General features: G+C 65.6%; 26 protein-coding genes. 21 read left to right on the top strand and 5 right to left on the bottom strand.

Annotation, left to right across the window (positions count from 1 at the left end; genetic code table 11):
• Window positions 1–13 precede the first annotated feature (13 nt).
• The 6 genes from rpsE (at window position 14) to map (ending at window position 4,380) form a co-directional block, all read left to right on the top strand.
• Window positions 14–685 (top strand): 30S ribosomal protein S5, encoded by a 672-nt coding sequence (gene rpsE / locus ACIPXZ_RS00920; RefSeq protein ID WP_400590187.1) that lies wholly within the window; start codon window positions 14–16, stop codon window positions 683–685.
• Window positions 686–688: 3 nt separating this feature from the next.
• On the top strand, window positions 689–895 hold the full coding sequence (gene rpmD, locus ACIPXZ_RS00925; protein ID WP_305997115.1) for a 50S ribosomal protein L30: 207 nt from the start codon (window positions 689–691) through the stop codon (window positions 893–895).
• The gene (rplO, locus tag ACIPXZ_RS00930) at window positions 895–1,374 is read left to right on the top strand and encodes a 50S ribosomal protein L15 (protein WP_400590189.1); all 480 of its coding nucleotides are present in this window, start codon (window positions 895–897) and stop codon (window positions 1,372–1,374) included. The genes rpmD and rplO overlap by 1 nt, the downstream gene beginning before the upstream one ends.
• 179 nt (window positions 1,375–1,553) lie before the next feature.
• Window positions 1,554–2,864 (top strand): preprotein translocase subunit SecY, encoded by a 1,311-nt coding sequence (gene secY / locus ACIPXZ_RS00935; protein WP_400590191.1) that lies wholly within the window; start codon window positions 1,554–1,556, stop codon window positions 2,862–2,864.
• A gap of 5 nt (window positions 2,865–2,869) precedes the next feature.
• A complete protein-coding gene (locus ACIPXZ_RS00940; protein ID WP_400590596.1) occupies window positions 2,870–3,451 on the top strand; it encodes an adenylate kinase in 582 nt (193 codons plus the stop codon).
• Window positions 3,452–3,549: 98 nt separating this feature from the next.
• Window positions 3,550–4,380: a type I methionyl aminopeptidase gene (gene map, locus ACIPXZ_RS00945; RefSeq protein WP_400590193.1), complete on the top strand. Its 831-nt coding sequence runs from the start codon at window positions 3,550–3,552 to the stop codon at window positions 4,378–4,380.
• 98 nt (window positions 4,381–4,478) lie between these two features.
• On the opposite strand, the gene ACIPXZ_RS00950 is transcribed toward map, so the two are convergent.
• Together ACIPXZ_RS00950 and ACIPXZ_RS00955 are read right to left on the bottom strand one after the other, a co-directional pair.
• A complete protein-coding gene (locus ACIPXZ_RS00950; protein WP_400590195.1) occupies window positions 4,479–5,939 on the bottom strand; it encodes a chlorohydrolase family protein in 1,461 nt (486 codons plus the stop codon).
• Window positions 5,940–5,969: 30 nt separating this feature from the next.
• Entirely contained in the window at window positions 5,970–6,668 is a 699-nt protein-coding gene (locus tag ACIPXZ_RS00955; RefSeq protein WP_400590197.1) for a FadR/GntR family transcriptional regulator, read from the bottom strand.
• A gap of 151 nt (window positions 6,669–6,819) precedes the next feature.
• Here ACIPXZ_RS00955 and ACIPXZ_RS00960 point away from each other — a divergent pair, with 151 nt between their 5' ends.
• The 7 genes from ACIPXZ_RS00960 to ACIPXZ_RS00990 are packed head-to-tail and all read left to right on the top strand — an operon-like array spanning window position 6,820 to window position 14,413.
• Window positions 6,820–7,911, top strand: coding sequence for a TIM barrel protein (locus tag ACIPXZ_RS00960; RefSeq protein ID WP_400590198.1), 1,092 nt, complete (start codon window positions 6,820–6,822; stop codon window positions 7,909–7,911).
• The gene (locus ACIPXZ_RS00965) at window positions 7,908–8,792 is read left to right on the top strand and encodes an ABC transporter permease (RefSeq protein ID WP_400590200.1); all 885 of its coding nucleotides are present in this window, start codon (window positions 7,908–7,910) and stop codon (window positions 8,790–8,792) included. Before ACIPXZ_RS00960 ends, ACIPXZ_RS00965 begins: the two co-directional genes overlap by 4 nt.
• An 8-nt stretch (window positions 8,793–8,800) precedes the next feature.
• Complete coding sequence (locus ACIPXZ_RS00970; protein WP_400590202.1) at window positions 8,801–9,817, top strand: ABC transporter permease; 1,017 nt, start codon at window positions 8,801–8,803, stop codon at window positions 9,815–9,817.
• Window positions 9,817–10,860, top strand: coding sequence for an ABC transporter ATP-binding protein (locus ACIPXZ_RS00975; protein WP_400590204.1), 1,044 nt, complete (start codon window positions 9,817–9,819; stop codon window positions 10,858–10,860). Before ACIPXZ_RS00970 ends, ACIPXZ_RS00975 begins: the two co-directional genes overlap by 1 nt.
• Window positions 10,857–11,699: an ATP-binding cassette domain-containing protein gene (locus ACIPXZ_RS00980; RefSeq protein WP_400590206.1), complete on the top strand. Its 843-nt coding sequence runs from the start codon at window positions 10,857–10,859 to the stop codon at window positions 11,697–11,699. Before ACIPXZ_RS00975 ends, ACIPXZ_RS00980 begins: the two co-directional genes overlap by 4 nt.
• A 1-nt stretch (window position 11,700) precedes the next feature.
• Window positions 11,701–13,317 carry an ABC transporter substrate-binding protein gene (locus ACIPXZ_RS00985; protein WP_400590208.1) on the top strand — a complete coding sequence of 539 codons (1,617 nt, stop codon included), beginning with the start codon at window positions 11,701–11,703 and terminating at the stop codon, window positions 13,315–13,317.
• Window positions 13,318–13,357: 40 nt separating this feature from the next.
• Window positions 13,358–14,413 carry a sugar phosphate isomerase/epimerase family protein gene (locus ACIPXZ_RS00990; protein WP_400590210.1) on the top strand — a complete coding sequence of 352 codons (1,056 nt, stop codon included), beginning with the start codon at window positions 13,358–13,360 and terminating at the stop codon, window positions 14,411–14,413.
• A 105-nt stretch (window positions 14,414–14,518) separates the two neighbouring features.
• On the opposite strand, the gene ACIPXZ_RS00995 is transcribed toward ACIPXZ_RS00990, so the two are convergent.
• The 3 genes from ACIPXZ_RS00995 to ACIPXZ_RS01005 all read right to left on the bottom strand — a co-directional run bounded on the left by ACIPXZ_RS00995 (window position 14,519) and on the right by ACIPXZ_RS01005 (window position 17,704).
• Entirely contained in the window at window positions 14,519–15,862 is a 1,344-nt protein-coding gene (locus tag ACIPXZ_RS00995) for an ABC transporter substrate-binding protein (protein WP_400590211.1), read from the bottom strand.
• Between the two features lie 64 nt (window positions 15,863–15,926).
• Window positions 15,927–16,808: a carbohydrate ABC transporter permease gene (locus ACIPXZ_RS01000; protein ID WP_400590213.1), complete on the bottom strand. Its 882-nt coding sequence runs from the start codon at window positions 16,806–16,808 to the stop codon at window positions 15,927–15,929.
• A complete protein-coding gene (locus ACIPXZ_RS01005) occupies window positions 16,805–17,704 on the bottom strand; it encodes a carbohydrate ABC transporter permease (RefSeq protein WP_400590215.1) in 900 nt (299 codons plus the stop codon). Before ACIPXZ_RS01005 ends, ACIPXZ_RS01000 begins: the two co-directional genes overlap by 4 nt.
• Before the next feature lie 278 nt (window positions 17,705–17,982).
• Between ACIPXZ_RS01005 and ACIPXZ_RS01010 the strand changes: the two genes are divergently transcribed.
• From ACIPXZ_RS01010 to truA, 8 genes are all read left to right on the top strand, one after another.
• Entirely contained in the window at window positions 17,983–18,939 is a 957-nt protein-coding gene (locus ACIPXZ_RS01010; RefSeq protein WP_400590217.1) for a P1 family peptidase, read from the top strand.
• A 232-nt stretch (window positions 18,940–19,171) separates the two neighbouring features.
• Window positions 19,172–19,393 (top strand): translation initiation factor IF-1, encoded by a 222-nt coding sequence (gene infA / locus ACIPXZ_RS01015; protein WP_009358723.1) that lies wholly within the window; start codon window positions 19,172–19,174, stop codon window positions 19,391–19,393.
• Window positions 19,394–19,451: 58 nt separating this feature from the next.
• Window positions 19,452–19,565, top strand: coding sequence for a 50S ribosomal protein L36 (rpmJ, locus tag ACIPXZ_RS01020; protein ID WP_011775570.1), 114 nt, complete (start codon window positions 19,452–19,454; stop codon window positions 19,563–19,565).
• Window positions 19,566–19,743: 178 nt separating this feature from the next.
• Window positions 19,744–20,121 carry a 30S ribosomal protein S13 gene (rpsM, locus tag ACIPXZ_RS01025; protein WP_305997097.1) on the top strand — a complete coding sequence of 126 codons (378 nt, stop codon included), beginning with the start codon at window positions 19,744–19,746 and terminating at the stop codon, window positions 20,119–20,121.
• 52 nt (window positions 20,122–20,173) lie between these two features.
• Window positions 20,174–20,575, top strand: coding sequence for a 30S ribosomal protein S11 (rpsK, locus tag ACIPXZ_RS01030; protein ID WP_400590220.1), 402 nt, complete (start codon window positions 20,174–20,176; stop codon window positions 20,573–20,575).
• Between the two features lie 125 nt (window positions 20,576–20,700).
• Window positions 20,701–21,711 carry a DNA-directed RNA polymerase subunit alpha gene (locus ACIPXZ_RS01035; protein ID WP_400590222.1) on the top strand — a complete coding sequence of 337 codons (1,011 nt, stop codon included), beginning with the start codon at window positions 20,701–20,703 and terminating at the stop codon, window positions 21,709–21,711.
• A gap of 68 nt (window positions 21,712–21,779) precedes the next feature.
• Entirely contained in the window at window positions 21,780–22,331 is a 552-nt protein-coding gene (gene rplQ, locus ACIPXZ_RS01040) for a 50S ribosomal protein L17 (RefSeq protein WP_400590224.1), read from the top strand.
• A 29-nt stretch (window positions 22,332–22,360) separates the two neighbouring features.
• Window positions 22,361–23,251, top strand: coding sequence for a tRNA pseudouridine(38-40) synthase TruA (gene truA / locus ACIPXZ_RS01045; protein ID WP_400590225.1), 891 nt, complete (start codon window positions 22,361–22,363; stop codon window positions 23,249–23,251).
• Window positions 23,252–23,481: the final 230 nt, after the last annotated feature.

Genomic DNA, 23,481 nt, shown 5'->3' on the forward strand with positions numbered 1-23,481 from the left:
AAAGGAAACCCAGGTGTCTGAAGCTGCAGCAGCTGTTGCAACTGAAACCACTGAGGCTGCCAGCAACGACAACCGCCGTGGCGGCCGTCGTGGTGAGCGCGGCGAGCGTGGTGGCCGTGGCGAGCGTGGTGGCCGTGGTGGCCGCGACGCCCGTGAGGCCGAGAAGAACCAGTTCGTTGAGCGTGTTGTAACCATCAACCGTGTTGCCAAGGTGGTCAAGGGTGGCCGCCGCTTCAGCTTCACCGCCCTCGTGGTGGTCGGCGACGGCAATGGCATGGTCGGTGTCGGTTACGGCAAGGCCCGCGAAGTCCCGGCTGCCATCGCCAAGGGTGTGGAAGAGGCTAAGAAGTCCTTCTTCCGCGTCCCGCGCGTCGGCAGCACCATCCCGCACCGCGTCCAGGGCGAAGCCGCCGCTGGTGTCGTGATGCTCCGTCCGGCTTCCCCGGGTACCGGTGTTATCGCCGGTGGTCCGGTGCGCGCCGTGCTGGAGTGCGTCGGCATCCACGATGTGCTTTCCAAGTCGCTGGGCTCCTCCAACGCCATCAACATCGTTCACGCGACCGTTGAGGCCCTGCGCATGCTCGAAGAGCCGGCAGCTGTTGCCGCTCGTCGTGGCCTGCCGCTGGACGAGGTGGCCCCGGCCGCTCTGGTGCGTGCACTGAACGCCCCGAAGGCAGGTGCCTGAGCCATGGCGAAGAACCTGACTCCGTCCGACGCACAGTTGGAAATCACTCAGATCAAGGGCGTCATCGGCGCCAAGCAGAACCAGCGGGATACCCTTCGCTCGCTCGGCCTCAAGCGCATCGGCCACACCGTGGTCCGTTCCGCTGATGCCGTGACCGTCGGCATGCTCAACACGGTTCCGCACCTCGTAGAGGTCAAGGAGGCGAAGTAATGGCCGAGAAGAAGACTGCTGAGACTGAAGAGAAGCAGCACGCTCTGAAGGTTCACCACCTGCGTCCGGCCCCCGGCGCCAAGACCGCCAAGACCCGCGTGGGTCGTGGCGAGGCGTCCAAGGGCAAGACCGCCGGTCGTGGCACCAAGGGCACCAAGGCCCGCTACCAGGTCAAGGCCGGTTTCGCCGGTGGCCAGCTGCCGCTGCACATGCGTCTGCCGAAGCTTCGCGGCTTCAAGAACCCGTTCCGTGTCGAGTTCCAGGTGGTCAACCTTGACCGCCTCGGCGAGCTCTTCCCGGAGGGTGGCGCTGTGACGGTTGCCGATCTGGTCGCCAAGGGCGCGGTTCGCAAGAACCAGCCTGTCAAGGTCCTGGGCTCCGGTGACATCACTGTCAAGGTCGATGTCACGGTGGATGCCTTCTCGGCCAGCGCTGCTGAGAAGATCCAGGCCGCCGGTGGTTCCATCACCGCTCTCTGAGAGCCGGAACCGCTGAACGCACACTGAGAACTCCCGGTTCCCGGACTTGCTCCGGGGGCCGGGAGTTCCTGCGTTGACGTGCCAGATTACTGGCGCGGGCATGACAACAGTTAGACTCGGGTGTCGGGTTCAGAAAGAACCCCACGCACCCGTCACCTCACCCATCCTCAGGAGGACGCTTGCTCAGCGCATTCGGCCGTGCCTTCAGGACACCTGACTTGCGGCGCAAGTTGTTGTTCACCCTTGGCATCGTCACGATCTTCCGCCTCGGCGCATTCATCCCCGCCCCAGGCGTTAGCTATAACAACGTGCAGCAGTGTCTCCAGCTGACCAAGGGCAACAGCAGCCTGCAGCAGATGGTGAACATGTTCTCCGGTGGCGCCCTGCTGCAGGTGTCGATCTTCGCCCTGGGCATCATGCCCTACATCACGGCGAGCATCATCGTTCAGCTGCTCCGGGTGGTCATTCCCCGGTTCCAGGAGCTCTACGACGAGGGTGCCTCGGGGCAGAGCAAGCTGACGCAGTACACCCGTTACCTCACGATCGCTCTCGGCCTGCTGAACGCCACCACCCTGGTGTCGCTGGCCCGGTCCGGGCAGTTGCTGCAGGGCTGTTCCCTGCCGCTGATCCCGGACTCCAGCATCGTGACCACGATCCTTCTGGTAATCACGCTGACCGCGGGCACCGGCCTGATCATGTGGATGGGCGAGCTCATCACGGAGAAGGGCATCGGCAACGGCATGTCCTTGCTGATCTTTACCTCGATCGCCGCCGGTTTCGTGCCGGCCATGAACGGCATCATCGGTGCCAAGGGCTGGGGCACCTTCCTGGCCGTCCTGGTGGTCGGCCTCGTGACGGTTGCGCTGGTGGTCTTCGTGGAGCAGTCCCAACGCCGGATCCCGGTGCAGTACGCCAAGCGCATGGTGGGCCGCCGCACGGTGGGCGGAACCACCACCTACATCCCGATCAAGGTCAACATGGCCGGCGTGATCCCCGTGATCTTCGCATCGTCCATCCTGTACCTGCCCGCGTTGATCGCGCAGTTCAACACCCCCACGGACGGACGGCCGATCCCGGACTGGGTGGCATGGGTCAACAACAACCTCACCAGGGGAGACCACCCGCTCTACATGGCGGTCTACTTCCTGCTGATCATCTTCTTCACCTACTTCTACGTGTCCATCACCTTCAATCCTGAAGAGGTCTCGGACAACATGAAGAAGTACGGTGGCTTCATTCCTGGGATCCGGGCCGGTCGGCCTACCGCGGAGTACCTGCAGTATGTGCTGTCCCGGATCACCTTGCCGGGTGCGCTGTACCTCGGCATCGTTGCGCTCATCCCGCTGGTGGCCCTGGTGCTCGTTCAGGCCAACCAGAACTTCCCGTTCGGTGGCACTTCCATCCTCATCATGGTCGGTGTCGGCCTTGAGACGGTGAAGCAGATCGACGCGCAGCTTCAACAACGGCACTACGAAGGGCTCTTGCGATGACAAGAATGCTGATCATTGGTCCCCCCGGTTCCGGCAAGGGAACCCAGGCCGAGCGGATCTCCGCGCGGCTCGGTGTGGTGGCCATTTCCACGGGGGATATCTTCCGTGCCAACGTCAAGGGCGAGACTCCTCTGGGCCTGGAAGCCAAGAAGTACATCGACGCCGGCGACTTCGTCCCGGACTCGGTCACCAACCGCATGGTGCGTGACCGTCTCGGCAACGACGACGTGAAGGTCGGTTTTCTGCTGGACGGCTACCCCCGCACGGTGGCCCAGGTCGACGAACTCGATGCCATCCTCTCTGAAGGCGACAGCAAGCTCGACGTCGTGCTGCAGCTGACCGCCGACGATGAGGAATTGGTGACCCGTCTGCTGGGCCGCGCAAAGGAGACCGGCCGCAGCGACGACAACGAGACCGTCATTCGTCACCGTCTGGATCTGTACCACCAGCAGACGGAGGCCGTCGTCTCCAAGTACGCAGAACGCGGGATCCTCCGCCGCGTGGATGGCATCGGGGCCATCGACGAGGTCACGGACCGGGTGATGGCCGCCATCACCGAGGCCGCCGATGAGACGGCCAGCGCCTGACGAAATCCCCCCTATGCCCCCGGAACACTCCGGGGGCATAGCTTTTGGACAAGCAGCCCCGAGAGCCGGCGAAGGCCGGCTGGAACGAAGGAAACGCAGTGGCATTCCACCAGCCCAGGATCGAATACAAGAACAACGCCCAGATGCGCATCATGCAGGAGGCCGGCGAACTGCTCAGCCGTGCTCTCGACGCCGCCGTCGCGGCGGTGGCTCCTGGCGTGACGACCGACCAGCTGGACGCGGTGTTCGCGGAGGTGGTGGATGCTGCCGGAGCCCAGTACAACTTCCTGGGCTACCGCGGTTACCCCAAGCACATCTGCGCCTCCGTCAATGACGAGGTGGTGCACGGCATCCCCGGCGCGCGGGTGCTGGAGGAAGGCGACGTGCTGAAGATCGACGGCGGCTGCATCGTACGCGGCTGGAATGCCGACTCGGCACGCACCGTGATCGTCGGCAAGGGGGATCCCGAGGACGAGCGGCTCTCCGAGGTGACCCGGATGGCGATGTGGCACGGTATCGCGGCTCTGGCCACGGCGAAGTACGTGGGCGACATCGGAGACGCGATCGACGACTACGTGTCCGCGCAGAGCGGTAAGGCACTGGGCATCCTGGAGGACTACTGCGGCCACGGCATCGGTTCCGAGATGCACATGGCACCCGATGTCCTGAACTACCGCAGCAAGCATCGTGGACCCAAGATCAAGCCTGGCATGTGCTTCGCCATCGAACCCATGCTGGTCCGCGGCGGGCTGGAGACCGCCACCCTGGAGGACGACTGGACGGTCGTCACGACCGACGGCGCGCGAGCCTCTCAGTGGGAGCACTCGGTGGCGGTCCACCGCGAGGGCATCTGGGTGCTGACGGCTCCCGACGGTGGTGCGTCCGAGCTGGAGAAGCTGGGCGTGACGGTTGCGCCGATCCCCGCCTGAACCGCCGTCGTCCTTTCGCCCCGCGAAGTGACAGTTGAGGCCCCTAACCATGCCGGTTAGGGGCCTCAACTGTCACTTCGCGGGGCGAAAGGGGGCCATCAGGCGAGTGGGAAGCTCGATGGCAGCAGTTCCTCGGTCGTCCGGTGCGCGTGGTCGGAGATGCTCAGCGAGGCGATGTAGTGGTCCAGGAAATCCTGGGCCCGTTCCCGGTAATCGCTCGTGTCCACAGTCACGATTTCGCGATCCTCGACGACGGTCCGGCCGGCGACCACCACCCGGGTGATGTCCCGTCCGTCGGCGTTCATGACAAGAGTCCGGATCGGATCCGCATGAGGGCCGATGTGGTGACCCGTGAGGTCCAGGACGAAATAGTCCGCCTGGGCGCCCGGGGCCAGTCTGCCGAGATCCGGGCGGCCCAGGGCCTCGGCCGGGTCCAGGGTGGCGGAACGGAAGAGGTCCCCGGCCTGGGCACTGGCCCGGTTCCCCGTGCTCGTCTTGTGCATGCCCATGGCGAGGTCCAGGCCGCGGATCATGTTCGGAGGGGCGGAGTCGGTGCCCATCACGATCCGGACGCCCTTCTCACGATACGAATCGTAGTTGTCCAGGAGGCTGCCGTAGTGCGCCGCCGGGAGCGGGCAGAAGATCACGCTCGTGCCGGTCTCGGCGAGCAGTGCGACGTCGTCCCCTTCGCCGAAGGCCTCAGGCATATGGCGGTGCCCGGGGACCGTCCAGGCGTGCGGGATGAAGGTCCGTTCGGCGAGGAACCCGAGGGAGTGGAGGTAGGGGATGGGACGGAGGCCGGTGCGCTGGAGGATCGTCTCCACCTCGTAGAGCCCTTGTGCGGCGTGCAACCGGACCGGGATCCCGAGCTCGTCCGCCGCCCGGCGGGTGAGCCGGAGCGTCTGCTCGGTCTGGGTCTCGATCCGGGCAGGAAGCAGGGCTGTCCTGATGCGCCCGTCTGCGCGGCCTTCGTAGTCCTTGGCGAAGCGGACGGCCTCGGAGAGCCCGTCCAGTCCCTGCTGCTCGTCTTCGTGCAGGAATACCCGTTCCCCGTCCGTGTAGGGGACGTGGGTGCGGTAGCTAGGGCCTAGGTAGGCGCGCAGGCCGATGGCCTCGACGGCTGCTGCGGTCTCCGCCATGTCCTCATAGTCTTCGCACCACTGAAGGTAGCTCTCTGAGGCGATCGGCATGAGTGTGGTGATGCCGTTGCGTGCCAGCTGCGAGAGGGCGAACTCACGCCGGAAACGGGCTTCCTCCGGCCTGAACACCGGACCGTGGTCTTTCAGGTACTCCTCGGACCACACCAGGCCCAGGCGCGTCTCAGGGCCGTGCCAGGAGTCGAACAGCGCATGGTCGATGTCCGCCAGGGCGTTGAGGTCGATGAAGCCGGGCGAGACGATCGAGAGCCCGGCGTCGATCTCCTGGTCGACGTGGCCCTGATAGTCGCGTCCGACGAACACCACGGTGCCGTCCTCATGGACGAGTTCGGCATCCTTGAGGATGCGGTGGTCGCCGTCGGCATGGCCGATGACGAAGGCTGCTTTGATGCGGGTGATCACGGGGATTCTCCTGGGAGGTCGTGCGGAGGTTCAGATGCCCGGCTGCTCGGCTGACGTCCGGCCGAGGTCGGAACTCTGGTTGTCCAGGATGGCGCCCGCCACGAGCATGGCCTCCTGTGCTTGCTGGTCGCGGATGGCCTCGTACAGCTCGTCGTGGTTGTCGTGGCTGGCCGTGGCGGCCCGGTTGAGGCCGGCCTGGGAGGTCCACCCGGGCTCCGCACTCGCGGCGAGGGAACCGTAGATACCCGCGAGAAGCTGGTTGTGTGATGCTTCGACGACGGCGCGGTGAAAGTCGATGTCAGCCTGGCGGAAGCCGTCGTCGTCGCGTTCGGCGGCTGCGGCACGACGGCGGTCCAGTGCGTCCTTGAGCCGGTTCAGATCGGCATCGTCACGGCGCTGGGCGGCCAGGGATGCTGCGGGCACGTCGAGGCTGCGGCGGACCTCGATGGCCTCATGCGGGTCCGCGCCTTCCATCCCGCGGCGCAAGGCCAGTTCGCTTTCGTCGACGGCGGCCACAAAGGTCCCGTCGCCCTGCCGGGTGACGAGCAGCCCCGCATGAACCAGGGCCCGCAGTGCTTCACGCAGGGGAGCGCGACTGAGCCCGAGTTCCTTCCCCAGTTCCGGTTCCGGCGGGATCCTGTCGCCGAGACCCCAGTCTCCTCGCCGGATGCGCAGGCGGATGTCGTCGATGGCCTCCTCGACCACGCTCCGCCGGCCGTATGCCGTCATGGTTCCTCCCTCGGGCGAACTGTCGTGCCCGGCGGCCTTGGGGCGCAGCGGGCCGGGTGAGTGGGTCCACTCTCCGTCACCGAAGCCTCTCACGGCAATCGAGGAAAATCCACTCTTTCGTAAGACGTCTGACGGGTGTAGCGTGTCGGCCATGACGCAGATCACATCCACGGCGCCGGGCGGACGGCTTCGGGACGCCTCGGCCGCAACGCCGGTCCGGCTCGGCGCGCAGTTCGGCCGATACCCCGGGCAGGAGGAGCAGCCGCTCGAGGATTCCGTTCGCGCCGCCATCCTCGATGGATTCGGACTGGTGGTGCTGAACAGCATCGCCCCGGAACTCGCCGCAGGCGAACACGAGCAACTCAAGAGGGCGGCGGAACTCGCCGCGGACCATGGTGTCGAGCTCCAACTCGGGCTGGGTTCCGCGGGACCCTTCGGAGGGGCGCACCACACTCGCCATTCGCTTGGAGCCGCCCTGGCCCACGGGCTGGAACTCGGCATCCGCGAGTTCTTCGTCCACACCCGCTCGGAACGGGAAGGCACCTGGGAGGGAGGGCGTTTCCTGGACCACAGCGCCCAGTTGAGGCTGATCCGGTCGAATCTGGAGTCTCTCACCGCCCAGGCATCCGGTGCAGGGGCCAGGATCAATCTCAAAACCCACGAGGACCTGGCCTCGAACGAGGTGCAGGCCCTGGTGGAATCTCTCGACCCGGCCGTCTTCTCGATCGGACTGGACGTGGCCAATCTGGTGGTGCGAGGCGAAGACCCACAGGCCGCAACGCAGCGGCTGGCTCTCATGATCAGGATGACGCATCTGGAGGACCTCGTGCTCTTCCCCGTCGAACACGGTTACCGGCGCAGGCTCCGGCCCATCGGAGACGGTGTCCTGGACTGGACGCCGCTCCTGAGCACCCTCCTGGATGCCGGCGTGCGTGACTTCACCCTCGAACAGCACCGCGGAAAGTTCGACACCCCCGTCTTCGAGCGTTCGTGGTTCGAGCACGAACCTCATCTCGATGCCGCGGACCTCGGGCAACTGTCCCGGCTCGGCGTCCTGACCGCCGACGGCGTCGCCCAGGGTCGCATCCCGGCACTGACCGACTGGGACGAGGACCCGTCTCCCGCCGAGCGCCGTCGTCAGCTGCTTCGCAGCGCCACCGCGCTCCGGACCGCGCTCGCCGCCCTCGGCGCTTCCGTGACAGACCCGGCCGCACTCCTCTCCCGGGAGGAAGGAATTCAATGACCGCCATCGCAGCAATCCCCGCCGCCCCGGCCAGAAGCAGACCCTTCAGGAGCTTTCTGAAGCGTGACGCCGCCCTGACCCTGACCCTCTCCCTGCTCGCCGCACTCATCCTGCTCACGCTCCTCGGCCCCCTCCTCTGGCCGCAGCAGCCGGATGACATCAACCTCTCCGATGTCCTGCAGGCCCCGAACGCGACCCATCCGATGGGAACGGACGACACGGGCCGCGACGTGTTCGCCCGTTTCCTGGCCGGCGGCAGGACCTCCATGCTGGCCGGCCTCGGCATCGCGCTCATCGGCGCCGTCGTCGGCTGCATCGCCGCCCTGCTCGCGGGTTCCATGCGCGGCTGGGTGGACACGCTGTTCACCTGGCTCAGCAATTCGATCCTCTGCTTCCCGGCCATCCTGCTCGCCATGGCGATCGCGATGGCCTTGCAACCAGGGGTCACCGCTGCCGTCATCGGCCTGTCCCTGCATTCCTTCCCCTGGTACATGCGCACCCTGCGCGGCGAGGTCATGCGTCTCTATGGACAGGACTACATCCGCTCGACGACGGCGCTCGGAGCGCACCCCGCACGGGTCCTCTTCCGGCACGTCTTCCCGCACCTGATACCGATCATGATCCTGCAGATGGCAGCGGTGTTCGGAGCCGCCGTACTGTCCCTGGCCGCGCTGGGTTTTCTCGGCCTCGGGGCCCAGCCGCCCACTGCGGAATGGGGCGAAATGATCACCGAAGGCCAGCAGTTCTTCCTGACCGGTCAGTGGTGGATCGCCGGATTCCCGGGCCTCGGCCTCCTGGTGGCGGTCACCTTGACCACGCTGATCGCCGACCGGGCCCGTGAGGTTCTCGATCCTCGCGGCGAATTCATCCAGGCGAAGTGAGGCGCACCATGATCAGCACCATTCTCAAGCGGCTCGGAATCTCCCTGGCCACCATCTTCGGAGCATCCCTCTTCGCCTTCATCCTCCTGCGCAAGGTCCCGGGAGACCCTGCCCGCGCGATCGCGGGCGACACGGCCACCCCCGAAACCATCGCGGCCCTGCGGAAGTCCATGGGCCTGGACGAGAACATCTTCGTCCAGTACGGCAAGTACCTCGAATCGATCCTCCACGGGGACTTCGGCTTCTCCTACAGCACCGGCAACAGTGTGGGAACACTGCTGGCGCAACGTCTGCCCGCCACCTTGGAGCTCGGCCTGCTCTCCGTGGTCATCGCCATCGCCGTGGCGGTGCTCAGCGCCAGCATCGCCGTCTACTCCCGTCGCCGGTGGCCGGACAGGGCATTGCGGATCGTCTCCTCCGTTGCCATGGGCTCGCCTCCGTTCTGGATCGCACTCCTGGCACTCATGGTGCTCTCCATTCAGTTCGGGATCTTCCCGGGCCCGGAGGGCAGGCTCTCCCCGGGCCTGGCCGCGCCGCCCAAAGTGACGGGCCTGTTCACGGTGGACTCGCTGCTGGCAGGCCAGTGGGGCACCTTCGGCAACGCTGTCTGGCACCTCGTCCTGCCAGCCCTGGTGGTGGCGCTCGGACCCTTCGCCTTCCTCAGCAGGCTTTACCGGAATCAACTGCGAGGCACGCTCCGCGAGACCTTCGTGACGGTGGCCCGCAGCCACGGCCTGCAACGCTTCCCGGTGTACAACCGCCACGTCGCACCGCACGGCCTCCTGGCATTGCTGCCGGCCGCATCCCTGCTCTTCGCCGACCTGCTCGCGGGCAGTCTGCTGGTGGAAAAGGTGTTCGGCTGGCCCGGCATCGGGTCCATGACCGCCGACGCCATCATCCAGAAGGATTTCGCCGTGGTCCAGGCGGTTCTGCTTCTGGCCGCCATCCTCTACGTGGTGGTCAGCCTCCTGGCCGACCTCCTCATGACCGCAGCAGATCCCCGCACCCGAGTAGGAGCCCGCTGATGTCCCATGCAGCATCCCTTCCCGTCCTCCGGCCCGGTCCCCAGCCCCTCGAAGCGCCGGTGCTCAAGGTCCGGGATCTCCGTACCGACTTCGACGCGAAGTCCGGCACCGTTCATGCGGTGCGTGACGTGTCCTTCGATCTGCGCAAGGGCCAGCGCCTGGCGATCGTCGGAGAATCCGGTTCCGGGAAATCCGCGCTGGCCATGTCCCTCGTGGGACTGGTTCCACCTCCTGGCCGTGTGGTGAGCGGCAGCGTCATGCTCAACGGCAAGGAGCTGGTGGGGCTGGACGACGCCGGGATCTCCCGTATCAGGGGCCGCGATATCGGTCTCGTCTTCCAGGACCCGATGGCCGCGCTCGACCCGCTCCGGACCATCGGGAGCCAGTTCGTGGAGACCATCAGGGTGCATCAGGACGTCTCCGTCCGGACGGCACGGGCTATGGCCTGCGAACTGCTGGCCGAGGTGGGGGTCGACGATCCTGCCCGGAGAATCTCCGACTATCCACACCAGTACTCCGGAGGCATGCGTCAGCGCGTCCTCATCGCCATGGCCATCGCCAACGACCCGGCCGTGGTCATCGCCGATGAGCCGACGACGGCTCTGGACGTGACCACCCAGGCCCAGGTACTCGATCTGCTCGCCTCGATCTGTGATGAACGGGGCAACGCGCTGATCATGATCACGCACAATCTCGGGATCGTGGAGGAACTCTGCGACAGCGTCGACGTCATGTATGCGGGTCGCTTCGTGGAGTCCACCGGGGTGGAAGAGCTGTTCGAAACGCCGGCGCATCCGTATTCCAGGGCGCTCCTGGACTGCGTCATCGACCCGGCCACCACTCGCCGGGGTGCCATGCCCGCCATCGCGGGTTCCCCACCTGATCTCGCGGTGGACGAACCGGGGTGCCCCTTCGCCCCGCGCTGTGCGATCGGCCGCGACGAACAGCGGTGCGCCACCGCACGGCCGGAGCCGCGCACCCTGTCCGGCGGCGCCGTCGTCCGCTGCCACTTCGCCGACGACACCCCAGGAGGTGCAGCATGAACAGCGAATCCGCGCCGCTCCTCAAGGTGGAGAAGCTCAACAAGTCCTACGGACGCGGCTTCAGCACGAAGAACCGCAGCCAGATCCTGCATGACGTCTCGTTCGGACTTCACCGTGGACAGACCCTTGGTCTGGTGGGGGAGTCCGGCAGCGGGAAATCGACGACAGCGGCCTGCGTCATGGGGCTGACGGGCGTGGACAGCGGGGTCATCGAGTTCGACGGAGTGGACCTCACATCCTTGAAGAAGGCCGAGATGCGACGGATGCGCCGACGCATTCAGATGGTGTTCCAGGACCCCAACGGCTCCCTGGACCCTCGTTTCACGGTCTCAGATCTGGTGGAGGAACCACTCGTCATTCACGGGGTCAAGGACACCGCAGAGCGCTCCCGGAGAGTGGGGGAGGCCCTGGACCGGGTGGGCATCACCGCCAAACAGGCCGAACGCTATCCCTTCGCCTTCTCCGGTGGACAGCGTCAGCGCATCGCGATCGCCCGCGCCTTGGTGCTTGAACCCGAGCTCGTGGTCCTGGACGAACCCGTCAGTGCCCTCGACGTCTCCATCCAGGCCCAGGTGCTCAACCTCCTGAGCGATCTGCAGGACGAATTGGGGCTGACTTACCTCTTCATCGTCCACGACCTCGCCGTAGCCCGCCTCATGAGTCACCGGATCGCGGTCATGAAGGCCGGCCGGATCGTCGAAGCGGGGCCGGCGGCCGAAGTCTTCGACCACACCACCCACCCTTACACCAGGGCCCTGCTCGACGCCGTGCCCGGCGCCCGGCGCAAGGCCCGGGCTCTCGTCGCGACCGGCGATGGGCCGTCGACGGAAGGACAGTGACATGCGTCCCCTGCGATCCCGAAGCCGTTTGATACACAAGACGACAGCGCTGCTTGCCTCACTCTCCGTCCTGTCCGTCGCGGCGTGCGGCAGTCCTTCGTCCGGGAGTTCTCAGGAACGCGCCTTCACGGTGAACTGGGCGACCTCCCTGACCAACATCGACCCGGCCTTCGTCTGCGCCGGAAATGAAAACAGCTTCGCCAGCAATTTCTACGCCCGGCTCGTCAAGCTCGGAACAGCCACGCAATCCGACGGAACCGTGGTGGCGGACACTGATCCCGCCAAGGTGTCAGGCGACCTCGCGACGTCCTGGAGCGTCTCCCCCGACGGCAAGGACTACACCTTCTCCCTCCACCCCGGAGCGAAGTTCGCCAACGGGGACCCGCTCGACGCCGAGGCCGTCAGGTATTCGATCATGCGCAATCTGACGATCGGCGGGTGCGGCTCCCTGGGTTTGCAGATCGGCCTGACAGACCCGCCGCTGATCAAGAACGTGGTGGCGGTCGATGCGCGGACCGTACGCCTGCAACTCTCCCGTGCCTACCCGGCCATCCTGGTGACTTTGGCTCAGAGCCGCGGTTCCATCTACGACCCCAAGGTCATCAAGGAGCACGGGGAGGACCAGAAAGGCGTGCCCAATCAATGGCTCGCGGCACACACGGCGAGCAGCAGCGGACCGTACGTCCTGGACGAGTACGTGGCGAACAACTACGCGGTTCTGAAACGGAACCCCAACTACTACGGGACCCCGGCACGTGAGCCGGTGGTGCGGGTCAACTTCATCACCTCGATCCCGACCCTCATGCTCCAGGCCCGCCGGGGCGAGGCAGATGTGACTCTGGGTCTGCCGCCGTACGTGGTGCACCAGCTCAGTCAGGACTCCTGCTGCCGCGTCACCACGGCACCGGCCTTCGCCCCGGTGACGGTGTCCTTCGACAATGCGTCCGGGGTCACCTCGAACGCGAAGATCCGTGAGGCGCTGAGCTACGCCGTACCGTACGAACAGATCCGCCAGAGCGTCGCCTACGGCTACGCGGACCCCTACTACGGCCCGTTCGTGCCCGGAACCCCGGGATTCGACCAGGCCCTCTCGGCGCCGCGAGCGGAGGACGTGGCCAAAGCCAGGGCCTTGGTGAGTGCCTCCGGTGTCCAGGACCCGCAGATCGATCTCATGATCAATCCGACGTCGCCCGGGGTGTCCACGCTTGCCACCATCCTCAAGTCCTCCTGGGAACGGATCGGGGTGAAGGTCACCATCGATTCCCAGACGCCCACTGCGTTCGCGACCAAGTTCAACACGGGCTCCTATCAGTCCGCGCTGCTGTTCGAAAGCGCCGGTGCGGTGGCTGCGTACGAGCTGCGCAAGAAGATGACCTGCGGCAGCAGTTTCAACAACCAGCACATCTGCATTCAGGGCACCCAGGAACTCATGGACAAGCTCAATGCGGCGCCGGACCTGGCCTCGCAGCAGCCCTACATCAACGCACTGGTCAAGGCCTGGACGGCCGATGCACCCACCATCCCGCTCTACCGGGCCCAGTTCACCGGGGTGCTGGACCACTCGGTGAAGCACTTCGACTACTCCTCCTCTCTGACCTTCTACAACTGGGGCCGTTGAGAGCGGTTTCATCCGACGAACTCATAGCAAAGGACACACAATGCGAATCGGTGTTGATGGGAGCAAGATCCCGCACGAGGCGGAAGACTCCGCGATCCGGATTCTGGAACGGGCACAGGCCATGGGATTGGAAGGGGTGTATTTCCGGACCATCATGGACGTCTCTCCGACACTCGACAGAGGTCTCCTGGCCGAGGTCCGGGACTGTGCGGCCGAGTTGGGGCTGTACCTGCAGATGGGCCTTGCGAAGGTCAACCCATATGCCGCGGCGGAAGCCCCTCAGGTGAGGCGGCTGGGCGACGGAGACTATACGCGGGGCATGGTGAAAATGATCGAAGCGGCACATGAAGCCGCCGGGGTCACGGATCTGTGGGTCGCCTGTGCCAACTATCAACGGGGCATGCCGGGATACTACGTGTTCGACCGGTTCCGCACCGATGCCCCCTGGCCGGACCAGCTCGCGGCGATCGAGAAGTTCCTGCGGCTCCTCGCCCCGGTGGCGCGGGACCACGGAGTGCATCTGAACATCGAGACGCACGAGGAGATCACCAGCTACGAGGTGGTGAGGCTCGTGGAAGCAGTCGGACCGGACGTTCTCGGCGTCACCTTCGACACCGCCAACGTGGTGGTGCGTGGTGAAGACCCGGTGGCGGCCGCACGCCGCGTGGCCCCATATACCAGGGCGACCCATCTACGGGACTTCGTCCTGGGGGAGCAGGACGGTGTCTTCGGCAGGGTTTTCGCCCCGATAGGTCAGGGCTCCATCGACTGGGACACGGTGCTCGGCATCCTGCACGCTGCCAATCCGGAGCTCCCGCTGTCCATCGAGAACGCCGGCCCGAGCCTCCACTTGCCGATCGGGCTCGACGATCCCGAGTGGACTTCCGTGCACCCGGACCTCGACCCGTCGGAGGTCGCCGCGATCAGGGCCATGGCTTCTCAGTACGCGGACAGGGTGGGACGCGGTGACGCTTTGCCGTTGGACCGTTTCCGCGCGGTGCCGTACGACGGCGAGCGATTCATCCAGGAGTCGGCCCAGGCTCTGCGGGGGGCGCTGGCCCGTTTGGGCATCGCCGCGGGCGCGGGCGCTCGCTGACACGACAGCCGTCACTCCTCCGCCGAACTCGCGAAGACCGTGCCACCTCGTCCCCTGAGGGCGCGAGGTGGCACGGTCTTCGCGAGTTCAGCGGTGCTGCAAGTGCTACTTGCCGATCTTCGGCTTCACGTCCTTGGTGTAGATCCCGTCGAGCTTGCCCTTGAGATCCGTCAGGCTGGACTTCACGTCGGCCTTCTGGGTCAGGATGGCGGCCGCGGCCTTCGCCATCTCCTGGTCGGCGCCGGGCAGGAAGACGCGGGCGTTGTCCTGCTTGCGGGTGACCGCGAGCTGGTCCATGGCGATCTTGATCTGCGGGGTCTTGGCCAGGACCGAGGTCATGTCGGCGGACTTGCGGGTGGGCATGTAACCCGTGGCGGCGGAGAAGAGCGCGGTGTTCTCCGGCTCGGTCACGAACTTCAGGAAGGTCGCGGCGGCGAGCTGCTGTTCCTTCGGCACACCGGCGGGGATGCCCAGACCGGCACCGCCGGTGGGGCAGACCGGGCTCTCGGCGCTGGGACCGCCGGGGAGGAACCCGACACCCACGTTGAACTTGGCGTTCTTGAGGACGCCCACCAGGGAACCCGTGGAGGAAAGGGTCGTGGAGGCGATCCCCGCGGCGAAGTCGTCCGCGGAGTCCTTGGAGGAGACGCCGGCCCAGGCATCCTTGTACACGGAGTCCTGAGCGAACTGCATCGCCTTGACGTTGGCATCAGAGTCGGCCGTGATCTCCCAGTCCTTGGACCAGGCGCCGCCTTCGCCCCAGAGGTTGTTCTGGAGGGTCCAGCCGGCGTAACCGGCCAGCGCCGGGTACATGAAGGCGAACTGCGCCTTCGACGCGGCCTTCAGCTTCGGCGCCCATTCAGCGAACTCGGCCCAGGTCTTCGGCGCGCGGTCCGGCAGGCCCGCGGCCTTGAAGTGGTCCTTGTTGTAGTAGAAGAGCGGGGTGGAACGGGCGTACGGCATGGCCCACTGCTGGGAGTCGTAGCCGTAGTCCGCCACCAGGGTTTCGCGGAAGTCGCCCATGGTGAAGTCAAGCTGCTTGAGCAGACTGTCCAGCGGGATGATGCTCTTGTTCATGTAGTAGCGGAACCACCACACATCGGAGAGGACCAGGAGGGCGGGCAGACCGCTCTTGGCGGCCTGAGCGGTCTGGAACTTCTGGGCGATCTCCTCGTAGTCCTTGCCACCCGTGATGAGGTTGACCTTGATATCCGGGTACTTGGCCTGGAACTTGTCGATCAGCTGCTTTTCCACGTCCTGAGACTGGCCGGGGTGGGTGGACCAGAAGTCGAAGCTCGTGGCCGGCTTGACACCGCTGAAGTCGGTGTCGGCCGCCGCCTGGGTGGAGCTGCCTCCCGTGGAGGGGCCGCCACAGGCGGCGAGTGCGGCGGTGACGGCTGCAGCGGCGGAGAGACCGAGGAATTGACGACGGCGCAGAGGCGAGTTCATGAGGGACCTTTCGAATGCGGTGATGCGGTGACGGAAGATGGGTTTTCGGTGGGTCGCGCCCGGCTCAGCCGGTGACGCTTCCCTGGGTCAGTCCGGCCACGATGTAGCGCTGCAACATCGCGAAGATGAGCAGCACGGGCAGGATGACCAGAACTGAACCGGCCATGAGGATGCCCCATCCTGCGCCGTTGCTCTCCGAGTTCTGAAGGAGAGTCAGGCCGACGGGCAACGTCATGCTTTCCGGTTTGTCGGTGATGATGAGAGGCCAGATGTAGTCGTTCCATTCGCTGACGACCGTGACCAGGGCGACCGTGGCGATGGACGGAAGGGAGACCGGTACCACCACGCGCCACAGGCGGCGCCAGTGCCCGGCGCCATCGAGTTCCGCCGCTTCCAGGATGGAGCCCGGGAGCGTGAGGAAGTGCTGGCGCAGCAGGAAGGTGCCGAATGCGGTGCCGAGCCCGGGGAGGATGATGCCCCACAGGGTGTTCTTGCCGCCGAGGCCGGCGATCAGGATGTAGTTCGGCAGGATCGAAACCTGGGCCGGGACCATCAGCGCCACGAGGATGATGATGAACACCGCGTTCTTGAAGGGGAACCTCACGAACACGAGGGCGTAGGCGGTGAGGATGGCGAGGCTGACCTTGATGGCCGATCCGACGGCGGTGACGATCACGCTGTTGGTGAAGAACTGCCCGAACGGCACGGTGGTCATGGCCGTGTGGTAGTTGTCCAGGGTGGGCGCCTGGGGCAGGATCTTCAGATCCATGGTGACGATCTCGCCGGGTTGCTTGAATGAGTTCAGGACCATCCAGAGCAACGGCAGGAACACGAGCAGTGTCGCGAGGACCAAGGGGATGTAGCCGCCCGCCAGAGTCGCCACGAGGTTCTTGCGGCTGAAGACGCGCTCCGGCGCGGGTGCCGCCGGGGTGAGTGTTGTGCTCATGCGTAGTGCACCTTCTTCTCCACGAAGCGCAGCTGGAGGACGGTGACCACCAGGAGGATGGCGAAGAGGACCACGGAGATCGCTGCGGAGTAACCAGCGCGGTTGTAGGCGCCGAAGGCCTGGATGTACGCCTCGTAGATGAGGGTGCTGGTGCCGTTGCCCAGAGGGGTCATGATCCTGATCAGGTCGAAGGCCTGAAGCGAGCTGAGCATCGTGGTGATCAGCAGGAAGAACGTCGTCGGGGACAGCAGCGGCAGGGAGATGTTCAGGAAGCGCCGGAGGCCGTTGGCACCGTCCAGGGACGCGGCTTCCATCACCTCGGTGGGCAGCGATTGCAGGCCGGCGAGGAACACGACGGCGCAGTAGCCCAGGTTCTTCCAGACGTAGACCACGATCACCATGACGAGCGCCAGCTGGGGATCGTTGATCCATTCCGGGCTCTTCGCCCCCAGCCCGCGCAGGATCCAGGCGAGCACGCCGTATCCGGGGTCGAAGATGAACAGCCAGACCAGGCCGACGCCGACGCCGGACAGGACGTACGGAGCGAAGACGGCGGCGCGGGCGAAGGTCGTGCCGCGGACCTTCGCATTCAGAGCCAGCGCGACGAGCAGCCCGAGGATCATCGAGCCGCCCACCGTGAAGAGGGTGAAGACGGCCGTCGTGCCCAGGACTCGTGGAGCGTCGTCGCTGGTGAAGAACGTGAGGTAGTTCCCGAGTCCCACGACGGTCGCGTCAGCCGAGCCGAGTGTCCAGTCGAGGGTCGAGTAGTAGATGTTGTTGATCAGCGGCAAGTAGGTGAACACCGCGATCAGGAGCAGATTGGGAGCCGCGAAGGCCAGGAAGATTAGGAAGTCGCGACGGCGCCGGTGGCTCCAGCCGCGCCGTCGGGTCTTCATTCCGGTCGCGGTAGCGGGTACGGATGCCGCCGCCGCTGGCGCTGGGCGCCGGGAAACGTCTGTGTCAGTCATCAAGGAATCTGGGTCTTTCTGCCCACGAGGTCGGTGTGGGCCGAGTTCACTTCACCACAGCCCAGGGCCTGGAAATCCCGTGAAGCCGGCGATCCGGCGAGAGTTCCTGGACACTTCAGAGGCGGTTCACCATCTGGTCAGCGAAGCGTCTCCCCGAGTTCAGAAACGAGAGGATCCCACCACTTGTCAGGGAGGAGAATGGCTCCATGGGACGCATCACGGAGGTGCCCGGCGTGCGGGTCGGGCGGGCGGAACGGGTCGGAGACGGGTGGCTGAGCGGGGTCACGGTGGTTCTGCCGCCGCCCGGCACGGTCGGTTCGGTGGATGTCCGGGGCGGTGGGCCGGGAACGCACGAAACCGATGCGCTGGATCCGTCCACCATGGTGTCCACCGTTGACGCCGTGGTTCTGACCGGTGGCAGCGCCTACGGGCTGGCCTCGGCGGGAGGCGCCCAGCTCTGGTGCGAGGAGCAGGGGAGAGGCTTCCCGGTCCGGGGCGGAGTGGTGCCGATCGTCCCCGCGGCCGCGATCTTCGACCTCGGTCGCGGCGGTGACTTCCGGGCCCGCCCCGATGCGGACATGGGCTACCGGGCGGCCCGCGACGGCGGTGAGCGCGAGGAGGGGCACGACGTCGAGCGCGGCACGGTCGGCGCGGGAACCGGCGCGCTGATCGCCCAGGGCGCGTACAAGGGAGGGCTCGGAACGTCGGCCATCCACCTGGACGACGGCATCGTGGTCGGGGCGCTCGCGGTGGTCAACGCGCTGGGTTCTCCGATCGGGTTCGAACCAGCATCGGCGCGGAAGGATTCTCACGGTGCGCCGGACGCCGGCTCGCTCAACACCACGCTCGCCGTCGTCGTGACGAACGCGGCCCTTGAAGTGGCCCAGTGCCGCCGAACCGCTACGGCCGCGCACGCGGGACTCGCCCGGGCGCTGAACCCGAGTCATACTCTCGCCGACGGGGACACCGTCTTCGCCTTGTCCACGGGGGAGAAAGAGGTGCTGACCGCACTTCCGACGGCGGAACGGACGCCATTTCTCATCGGTCTGCAAAGCGCCGCGGCGGAGGCGGTCAGGCTCGCGATCCTGGATGCGGTCGCGCAGGCGGACACCGTCGAGACTCCTGCCGGGGTCTTCCCGGCCTGGCCTGCAGGGAGTGCGTGAAAGCGCAGGGAACGCTATCATGGGCCGATTTAACTTCTGGCCCCGGATGCCGTACAGTTGATGGTTGGTTGTCTGTTCCGTCATGCCCTCTGCGCTGTGGTACTCCACGGCGTGGCCGCTCTACTGTGGCCGGCTCGGGGGAACGGCAGCCTGTGGGAGTGATCCCACAGGAAAACACCCACAGTTCGTACGGCGCATCAGTGCTGTGCGGCACCAACAGTTAGCGGAGGATATGGCCAAGAAGGACGGGGTCATTGAGATCGAAGGCGTGGTGACTGAAGCTCTGCCCAACGCGATGTTCCGTGTTGAGCTGACGAACAAGCACATCGTCTTGGCACACATCTCTGGAAAGATGCGCCAGCACTACATCAGGATCCTCCCGGAGGACCGCGTGGTGGTGGAGCTGAGCCCTTACGACCTCACCCGAGGTCGTATCGTCTACCGCTACAAGTAAAAACCGCTGCCGCGGCTGGTCCGCGGCAGGGAACCCTGCAAACACGCAAAGGAACGCCATGAAGGTCAAGCCGAGCGTCAAGCAGATCTGCGACAAGTGCAAAGTGATCCGCCGTAACGGCCGGGTCATGGTGATCTGCGAGAACCCGCGCCACAAGCAGCGCCAGGGCTGATTTCCCGCAAGGGATCAACCAGGCTGCTTGCCCACGCAAGTAACTGAAGAAGGCAGCACAAGCTGCGCTGGGACGTATTGGGCCCGGACAGCTGACCCCCGGCCCGGAGGCTGGGGCCGCACGAACGGTGCGGGTGTACTGCCTACGACCTCCGGACAACACAAGGAGAACCGCCACTATGGCTCGTCTCGCTGGCGTTGACATCCCCCGCGAAAAGCGGTTGGAAATCGCGCTTACTTACATCTACGGCGTGGGCAAGACCCGTGCAAAGGAAACTCTGGCTGCCACCGGCATCAGCGCTGACGTTCGCGTCAAGGACCTGACTGACGCCGAGCTGGTTCAGCTTCGTGACTTCATCGAGGGCAACTACAAGGTTGAGGGTGACCTTCGCCGCGAAGTCGCCGCCGACATCCGCCGCAAGGTTGAGATCGGCAGCTACGAAGGTCTGCGTCACCGCCGCGGCCTTCCGGTCCGCGGTCAGCGCACCAAGACCAACGCACGTACCCGTAAGGGTCCGAAGCGGACCGTCGCAGGCAAGAAGAAGGCCGGCCGCTGATCCCCGTAGGGATCACACCGGGTTTCACTGGAAACTTTTGTAGGAGTAGATAATGCCCCCAAAGACTCGTGGCGCCATCCGCAAGCCGCGTAAGAAGGACAAGAAGAATATCGCGCTGGGTCAGGCGCACATCAAGAGCACGTTCAACAACACCATCGTGACCATCACGGATCCGTCCGGTGCTGTGATCTCCTGGGCTTCCTCCGGCGAGGTCGGGTTCAAGGGCTCCCGTAAGTCCACCCCGTACGCCGCTCAGATGGCTGCCGAGACCGCCGCCAAGCGTGCTCAGGAGCACGGCCTGAAGAAGGTCGACGTGTTCGTGAAGGGTCCGGGTTCCGGCCGCGAGACCGCCATCCGCTCCCTGCAGGCCGCTGGCCTCGAGGTCGGTTCCATCCAGGACGTGACCCCGAGCGCTCACAACGGCTGCCGTCCCCCGAAGCGCCGCCGCGTCTGATTGCTGTGGTTCCGTCGCGTCGTCGCTCTTCCGAAACGGAGGGCGACGACGCGACGGCGGAACGACGTCGATTTCCACTACCTGTGTTGCGTCATATAGCGGATGCTCGCTGAAAGGAAACCTAAGTGCTCATTGCACAGCGCCCCACCCTCACTGAAGAGGTAGTTTCCGAAAACCGCTCCCGGTTCGTCATCGAGCCGCTGGAGCCGGGCTTCGGTTACACCCTCGGCAACTCCCTGCGTCGTACCCTGCTCTCCTCCATCCCCGGCGCCGCTGTCACCAGCGTCCGGATCGATGGCGTGCTGCACGAGTTCACCACGGTTCCCGGTGTGAAGGAGGATGTCACTGAGATCATCCTGAACATCAAGAACCTGTCGGTGTCCTCCGAGCACGATGAGCCGGTTGTCGCATACCTGCGTAAGCAGGGCCCCGGAGTCGTGACCGCTGCGGATATCGCTCCGCCGGCCGGCGTGGAATTCCACAACCCGGACCTGCACATCGCGACCCTGAACTCCAAGGGCAAGTTCGAACTCGAACTGACCATCGAGCGTGGCCGTGGCTACGTCTCCGCTGCTCAGAACAAGGCAGGCGATGCAGAGATCGGCCGTATCCCGGTCGATTCCATCTACTCGCCCGTCATGAAGGTGACCTTCCGCGTGGAGGCCACCCGTGTCGAGCAGCGCACCGACTTCGACAAGCTCGTCGTCGATGTGGAGACCAAGCAGTCCATCGCCCCGCGCGATGCCGTCGCTTCGGCCGGCACCACGCTGGTCGAGCTCTTCGGCCTGGCCCGCGAGCTCAACGTTGCCGCTGAGGGCATCGAAATCGGCCCGTCGCCCACGGACGCCGCTCTTGCGGCCGACATGGCGCTGGCCATCGAGGAACTGGACCTCACGGTCCGTTCCTACAACTGCCTCAAGCGCGAGGGCATCCACACCGTGGGCGAACTCGTGGCGCGTTCCGAAGCCGATCTGATGGACATCCGCAACTTCGGTGCCAAGTCCATCGACGAGGTCAAGGCCAAGCTTGTTGAACTGGGCCTCTCCCTGAAGGATTCGCCTCCCGGATTCGACCTGGCTGCCCGTGCAGCCGTGGCCGATGAAGACGATGCGGCCTTCAGCGACGAAGAAGCCTGATATAGCAGATTTCGGTTTGACCGGTCCGTTGGCGGTCCGGATGAACCACCCATCTAGGAGATAGAACTATGCCTACCCCCTCCAAGGGTCCGCGCCTGGGCGGCGGTCCGGCTCACGAGCGTCTCATGCTCGCGAACCTGGCCTCCCAGCTCTTCGAGCACAAGCGCATCACCACCACGGTCACCAAGGCCAAGCGCCTGAAGCCGTACGCCGAGCGTCTGGTCACCTTCGCAAAGCGTGGCGACCTGGCTTCCCGCCGCCGCGTGCTCGGCCTGATCAGCGACAAGGGCATCGTCCACGAGCTGTTCACCGACATCGCCAAGCAGGTGGAGAACCGCCCCGGCGGCTACACCCGCATCACGAAGATCGGCAACCGTAAGGGCGACAACGCTCCCATGGCCGTGATCGAGCTCGTGCTCGAGCCGCTCTCCGCGAAGCAGGCCGTCGTCGCCGAGGCCACCCAGGCCACCGAGAAGGCTGCTCCCGCTGAGGAAGCCGTCGTCGAGGAGACCACTGAGGTCGTCGAGGAGACCGTTGAGGCTCCCGCCGCCGACGAGGCCACCGAGGCTCCGGCCGAGGAAGCCGCTGCTGAGGAAGCTGAGGAGAAGGACGCCAAGTAAGGCTCCTTCGACCCAGTAGAATCGGGTCCATGCGTTATCAGGAACCCGCCGTCACCGAATCAGGTGACGGTGGGTTCCTGCGTATCCGGATGGATCTGGCCTACGACGGCGCCCCGTTCCACGGCTGGGCGGTCCAGCCCGGCCTGCGCACCGTGCAGGGTGCGGTGGAGGAGGCGCTGGAACTCATCCTTCGGCGGCCGCTCCGGCTGACCGTGGCCGGCCGTACGGACGCCGGTGTGCACTCACGGGGCCAGGTGGTTCATTGGGACTCCACGGCGGAGGAGTGGGAGCGGCTCGGCAGGGGCGACACCGCCCAGGCCGCCTCCGCCCTGGGGCGGAGGCTCCAGGGCGCGTTGGCAAGAGTTCTGGGGAACGATGCAGGCGCCGTCGTCGTGCACCGGGTGGTTGTTGCGGCAGCGGGCTTCGACGCCCGCTTCAGCGCGCTGTGGAGACGCTACAGCTACCGCATCGCCGACGACGCGCGCCTTCACGATCCGCTGAGCCGTGCTTTGACGCTGTGGCACAAGAAGCCGCTGGACGTCGAAGCGATGAACCGGGGTGCGGCACTATTGCTCGGCCTGAATGACTTCCGTTCGTACTGCAAGCCTCGCGAAGGCGCGACGACGACGCGTGAACTTCAGCGTTTCGACTTCGAGCGGGGGCCCGAGGGCGTGATCACGGCGCATGTCCAGGCGGATGCGTTCTGCCACAACATGGTGCGCGCACTCATCGGAGCCACTCTTCGCGTGGGTGAAGGGACGGAACCGCCTCCATGGCTGTGGGAGCGCCTGGAGGCGCGGCAACGGGACGCCCGCTCGGTTCTGGCGCCTGCGCACCCGCTCGTGCTGGAGCACGTCGCCTACCCGGAGGATGATCAGCTCCTCGCCCGCGCCGAGCAGACACGGGCTCTGCGGGACTGAACCCTCCTCGCTTTGCCTGGCAGGACGATTAACGATAAAGTTTTAAGTCGTTGTGCGTGTGCCCTCTCGATGATGGGTGCCGCCCGGATGATTCTGTTGCATGGATCGCACGTCCGGGCGGGCTATCGAGCTCCGGGTCTCACTGGTTCGCAAGAGCCCTCACCTCTCGTATCCGGTCGCACAGGAAACCTTGGCAGGACTTCACGCCTGCCAAACTACTTTGAACGCCA

This window comes from Arthrobacter sp. NPDC090010 (assembly GCF_044748305.1).
Classification (GTDB): Bacteria; Actinomycetota; Actinomycetes; order Actinomycetales; family Micrococcaceae; genus Arthrobacter_E.

Coding starts and splice junctions, on each gene's coding strand:
- rpmD (WP_305997115.1), top strand. CDS start 689: ATGGCGAAGAACCTGACTCCGTCCGACGCACAGTTGGAAATCACTCAG.
- rpsK (WP_400590220.1), top strand. CDS start 20,174: ATGCCCCCAAAGACTCGTGGCGCCATCCGCAAGCCGCGTAAGAAGGAC.
- ACIPXZ_RS00990 (WP_400590210.1), top strand. CDS start 13,358: ATGCGAATCGGTGTTGATGGGAGCAAGATCCCGCACGAGGCGGAAGAC.
- ACIPXZ_RS00980 (WP_400590206.1), top strand. CDS start 10,857: ATGAACAGCGAATCCGCGCCGCTCCTCAAGGTGGAGAAGCTCAACAAG.
- truA (WP_400590225.1), top strand. CDS start 22,361: ATGCGTTATCAGGAACCCGCCGTCACCGAATCAGGTGACGGTGGGTTC.
- ACIPXZ_RS00975 (WP_400590204.1), top strand. CDS start 9,817: ATGTCCCATGCAGCATCCCTTCCCGTCCTCCGGCCCGGTCCCCAGCCC.
- ACIPXZ_RS00970 (WP_400590202.1), top strand. CDS start 8,801: ATGATCAGCACCATTCTCAAGCGGCTCGGAATCTCCCTGGCCACCATC.
- rpsM (WP_305997097.1), top strand. CDS start 19,744: ATGGCTCGTCTCGCTGGCGTTGACATCCCCCGCGAAAAGCGGTTGGAA.
- ACIPXZ_RS00960 (WP_400590198.1), top strand. CDS start 6,820: ATGACGCAGATCACATCCACGGCGCCGGGCGGACGGCTTCGGGACGCC.
- ACIPXZ_RS01000 (WP_400590213.1), bottom strand. CDS start 16,808: ATGAGCACAACACTCACCCCGGCGGCACCCGCGCCGGAGCGCGTCTTC.
- infA (WP_009358723.1), top strand. CDS start 19,172: ATGGCCAAGAAGGACGGGGTCATTGAGATCGAAGGCGTGGTGACTGAA.
- ACIPXZ_RS00995 (WP_400590211.1), bottom strand. CDS start 15,862: ATGAACTCGCCTCTGCGCCGTCGTCAATTCCTCGGTCTCTCCGCCGCT.
- ACIPXZ_RS00955 (WP_400590197.1), bottom strand. CDS start 6,668: ATGACGGCATACGGCCGGCGGAGCGTGGTCGAGGAGGCCATCGACGAC.
- ACIPXZ_RS00940 (WP_400590596.1), top strand. CDS start 2,870: ATGCTGATCATTGGTCCCCCCGGTTCCGGCAAGGGAACCCAGGCCGAG.
- ACIPXZ_RS00965 (WP_400590200.1), top strand. CDS start 7,908: ATGACCGCCATCGCAGCAATCCCCGCCGCCCCGGCCAGAAGCAGACCC.
- rplO (WP_400590189.1), top strand. CDS start 895: ATGGCCGAGAAGAAGACTGCTGAGACTGAAGAGAAGCAGCACGCTCTG.
- rplQ (WP_400590224.1), top strand. CDS start 21,780: ATGCCTACCCCCTCCAAGGGTCCGCGCCTGGGCGGCGGTCCGGCTCAC.
- ACIPXZ_RS01005 (WP_400590215.1), bottom strand. CDS start 17,704: ATGAAGACCCGACGGCGCGGCTGGAGCCACCGGCGCCGTCGCGACTTC.
- rpmJ (WP_011775570.1), top strand. CDS start 19,452: ATGAAGGTCAAGCCGAGCGTCAAGCAGATCTGCGACAAGTGCAAAGTG.
- ACIPXZ_RS00985 (WP_400590208.1), top strand. CDS start 11,701: ATGCGTCCCCTGCGATCCCGAAGCCGTTTGATACACAAGACGACAGCG.
- ACIPXZ_RS01010 (WP_400590217.1), top strand. CDS start 17,983: ATGGGACGCATCACGGAGGTGCCCGGCGTGCGGGTCGGGCGGGCGGAA.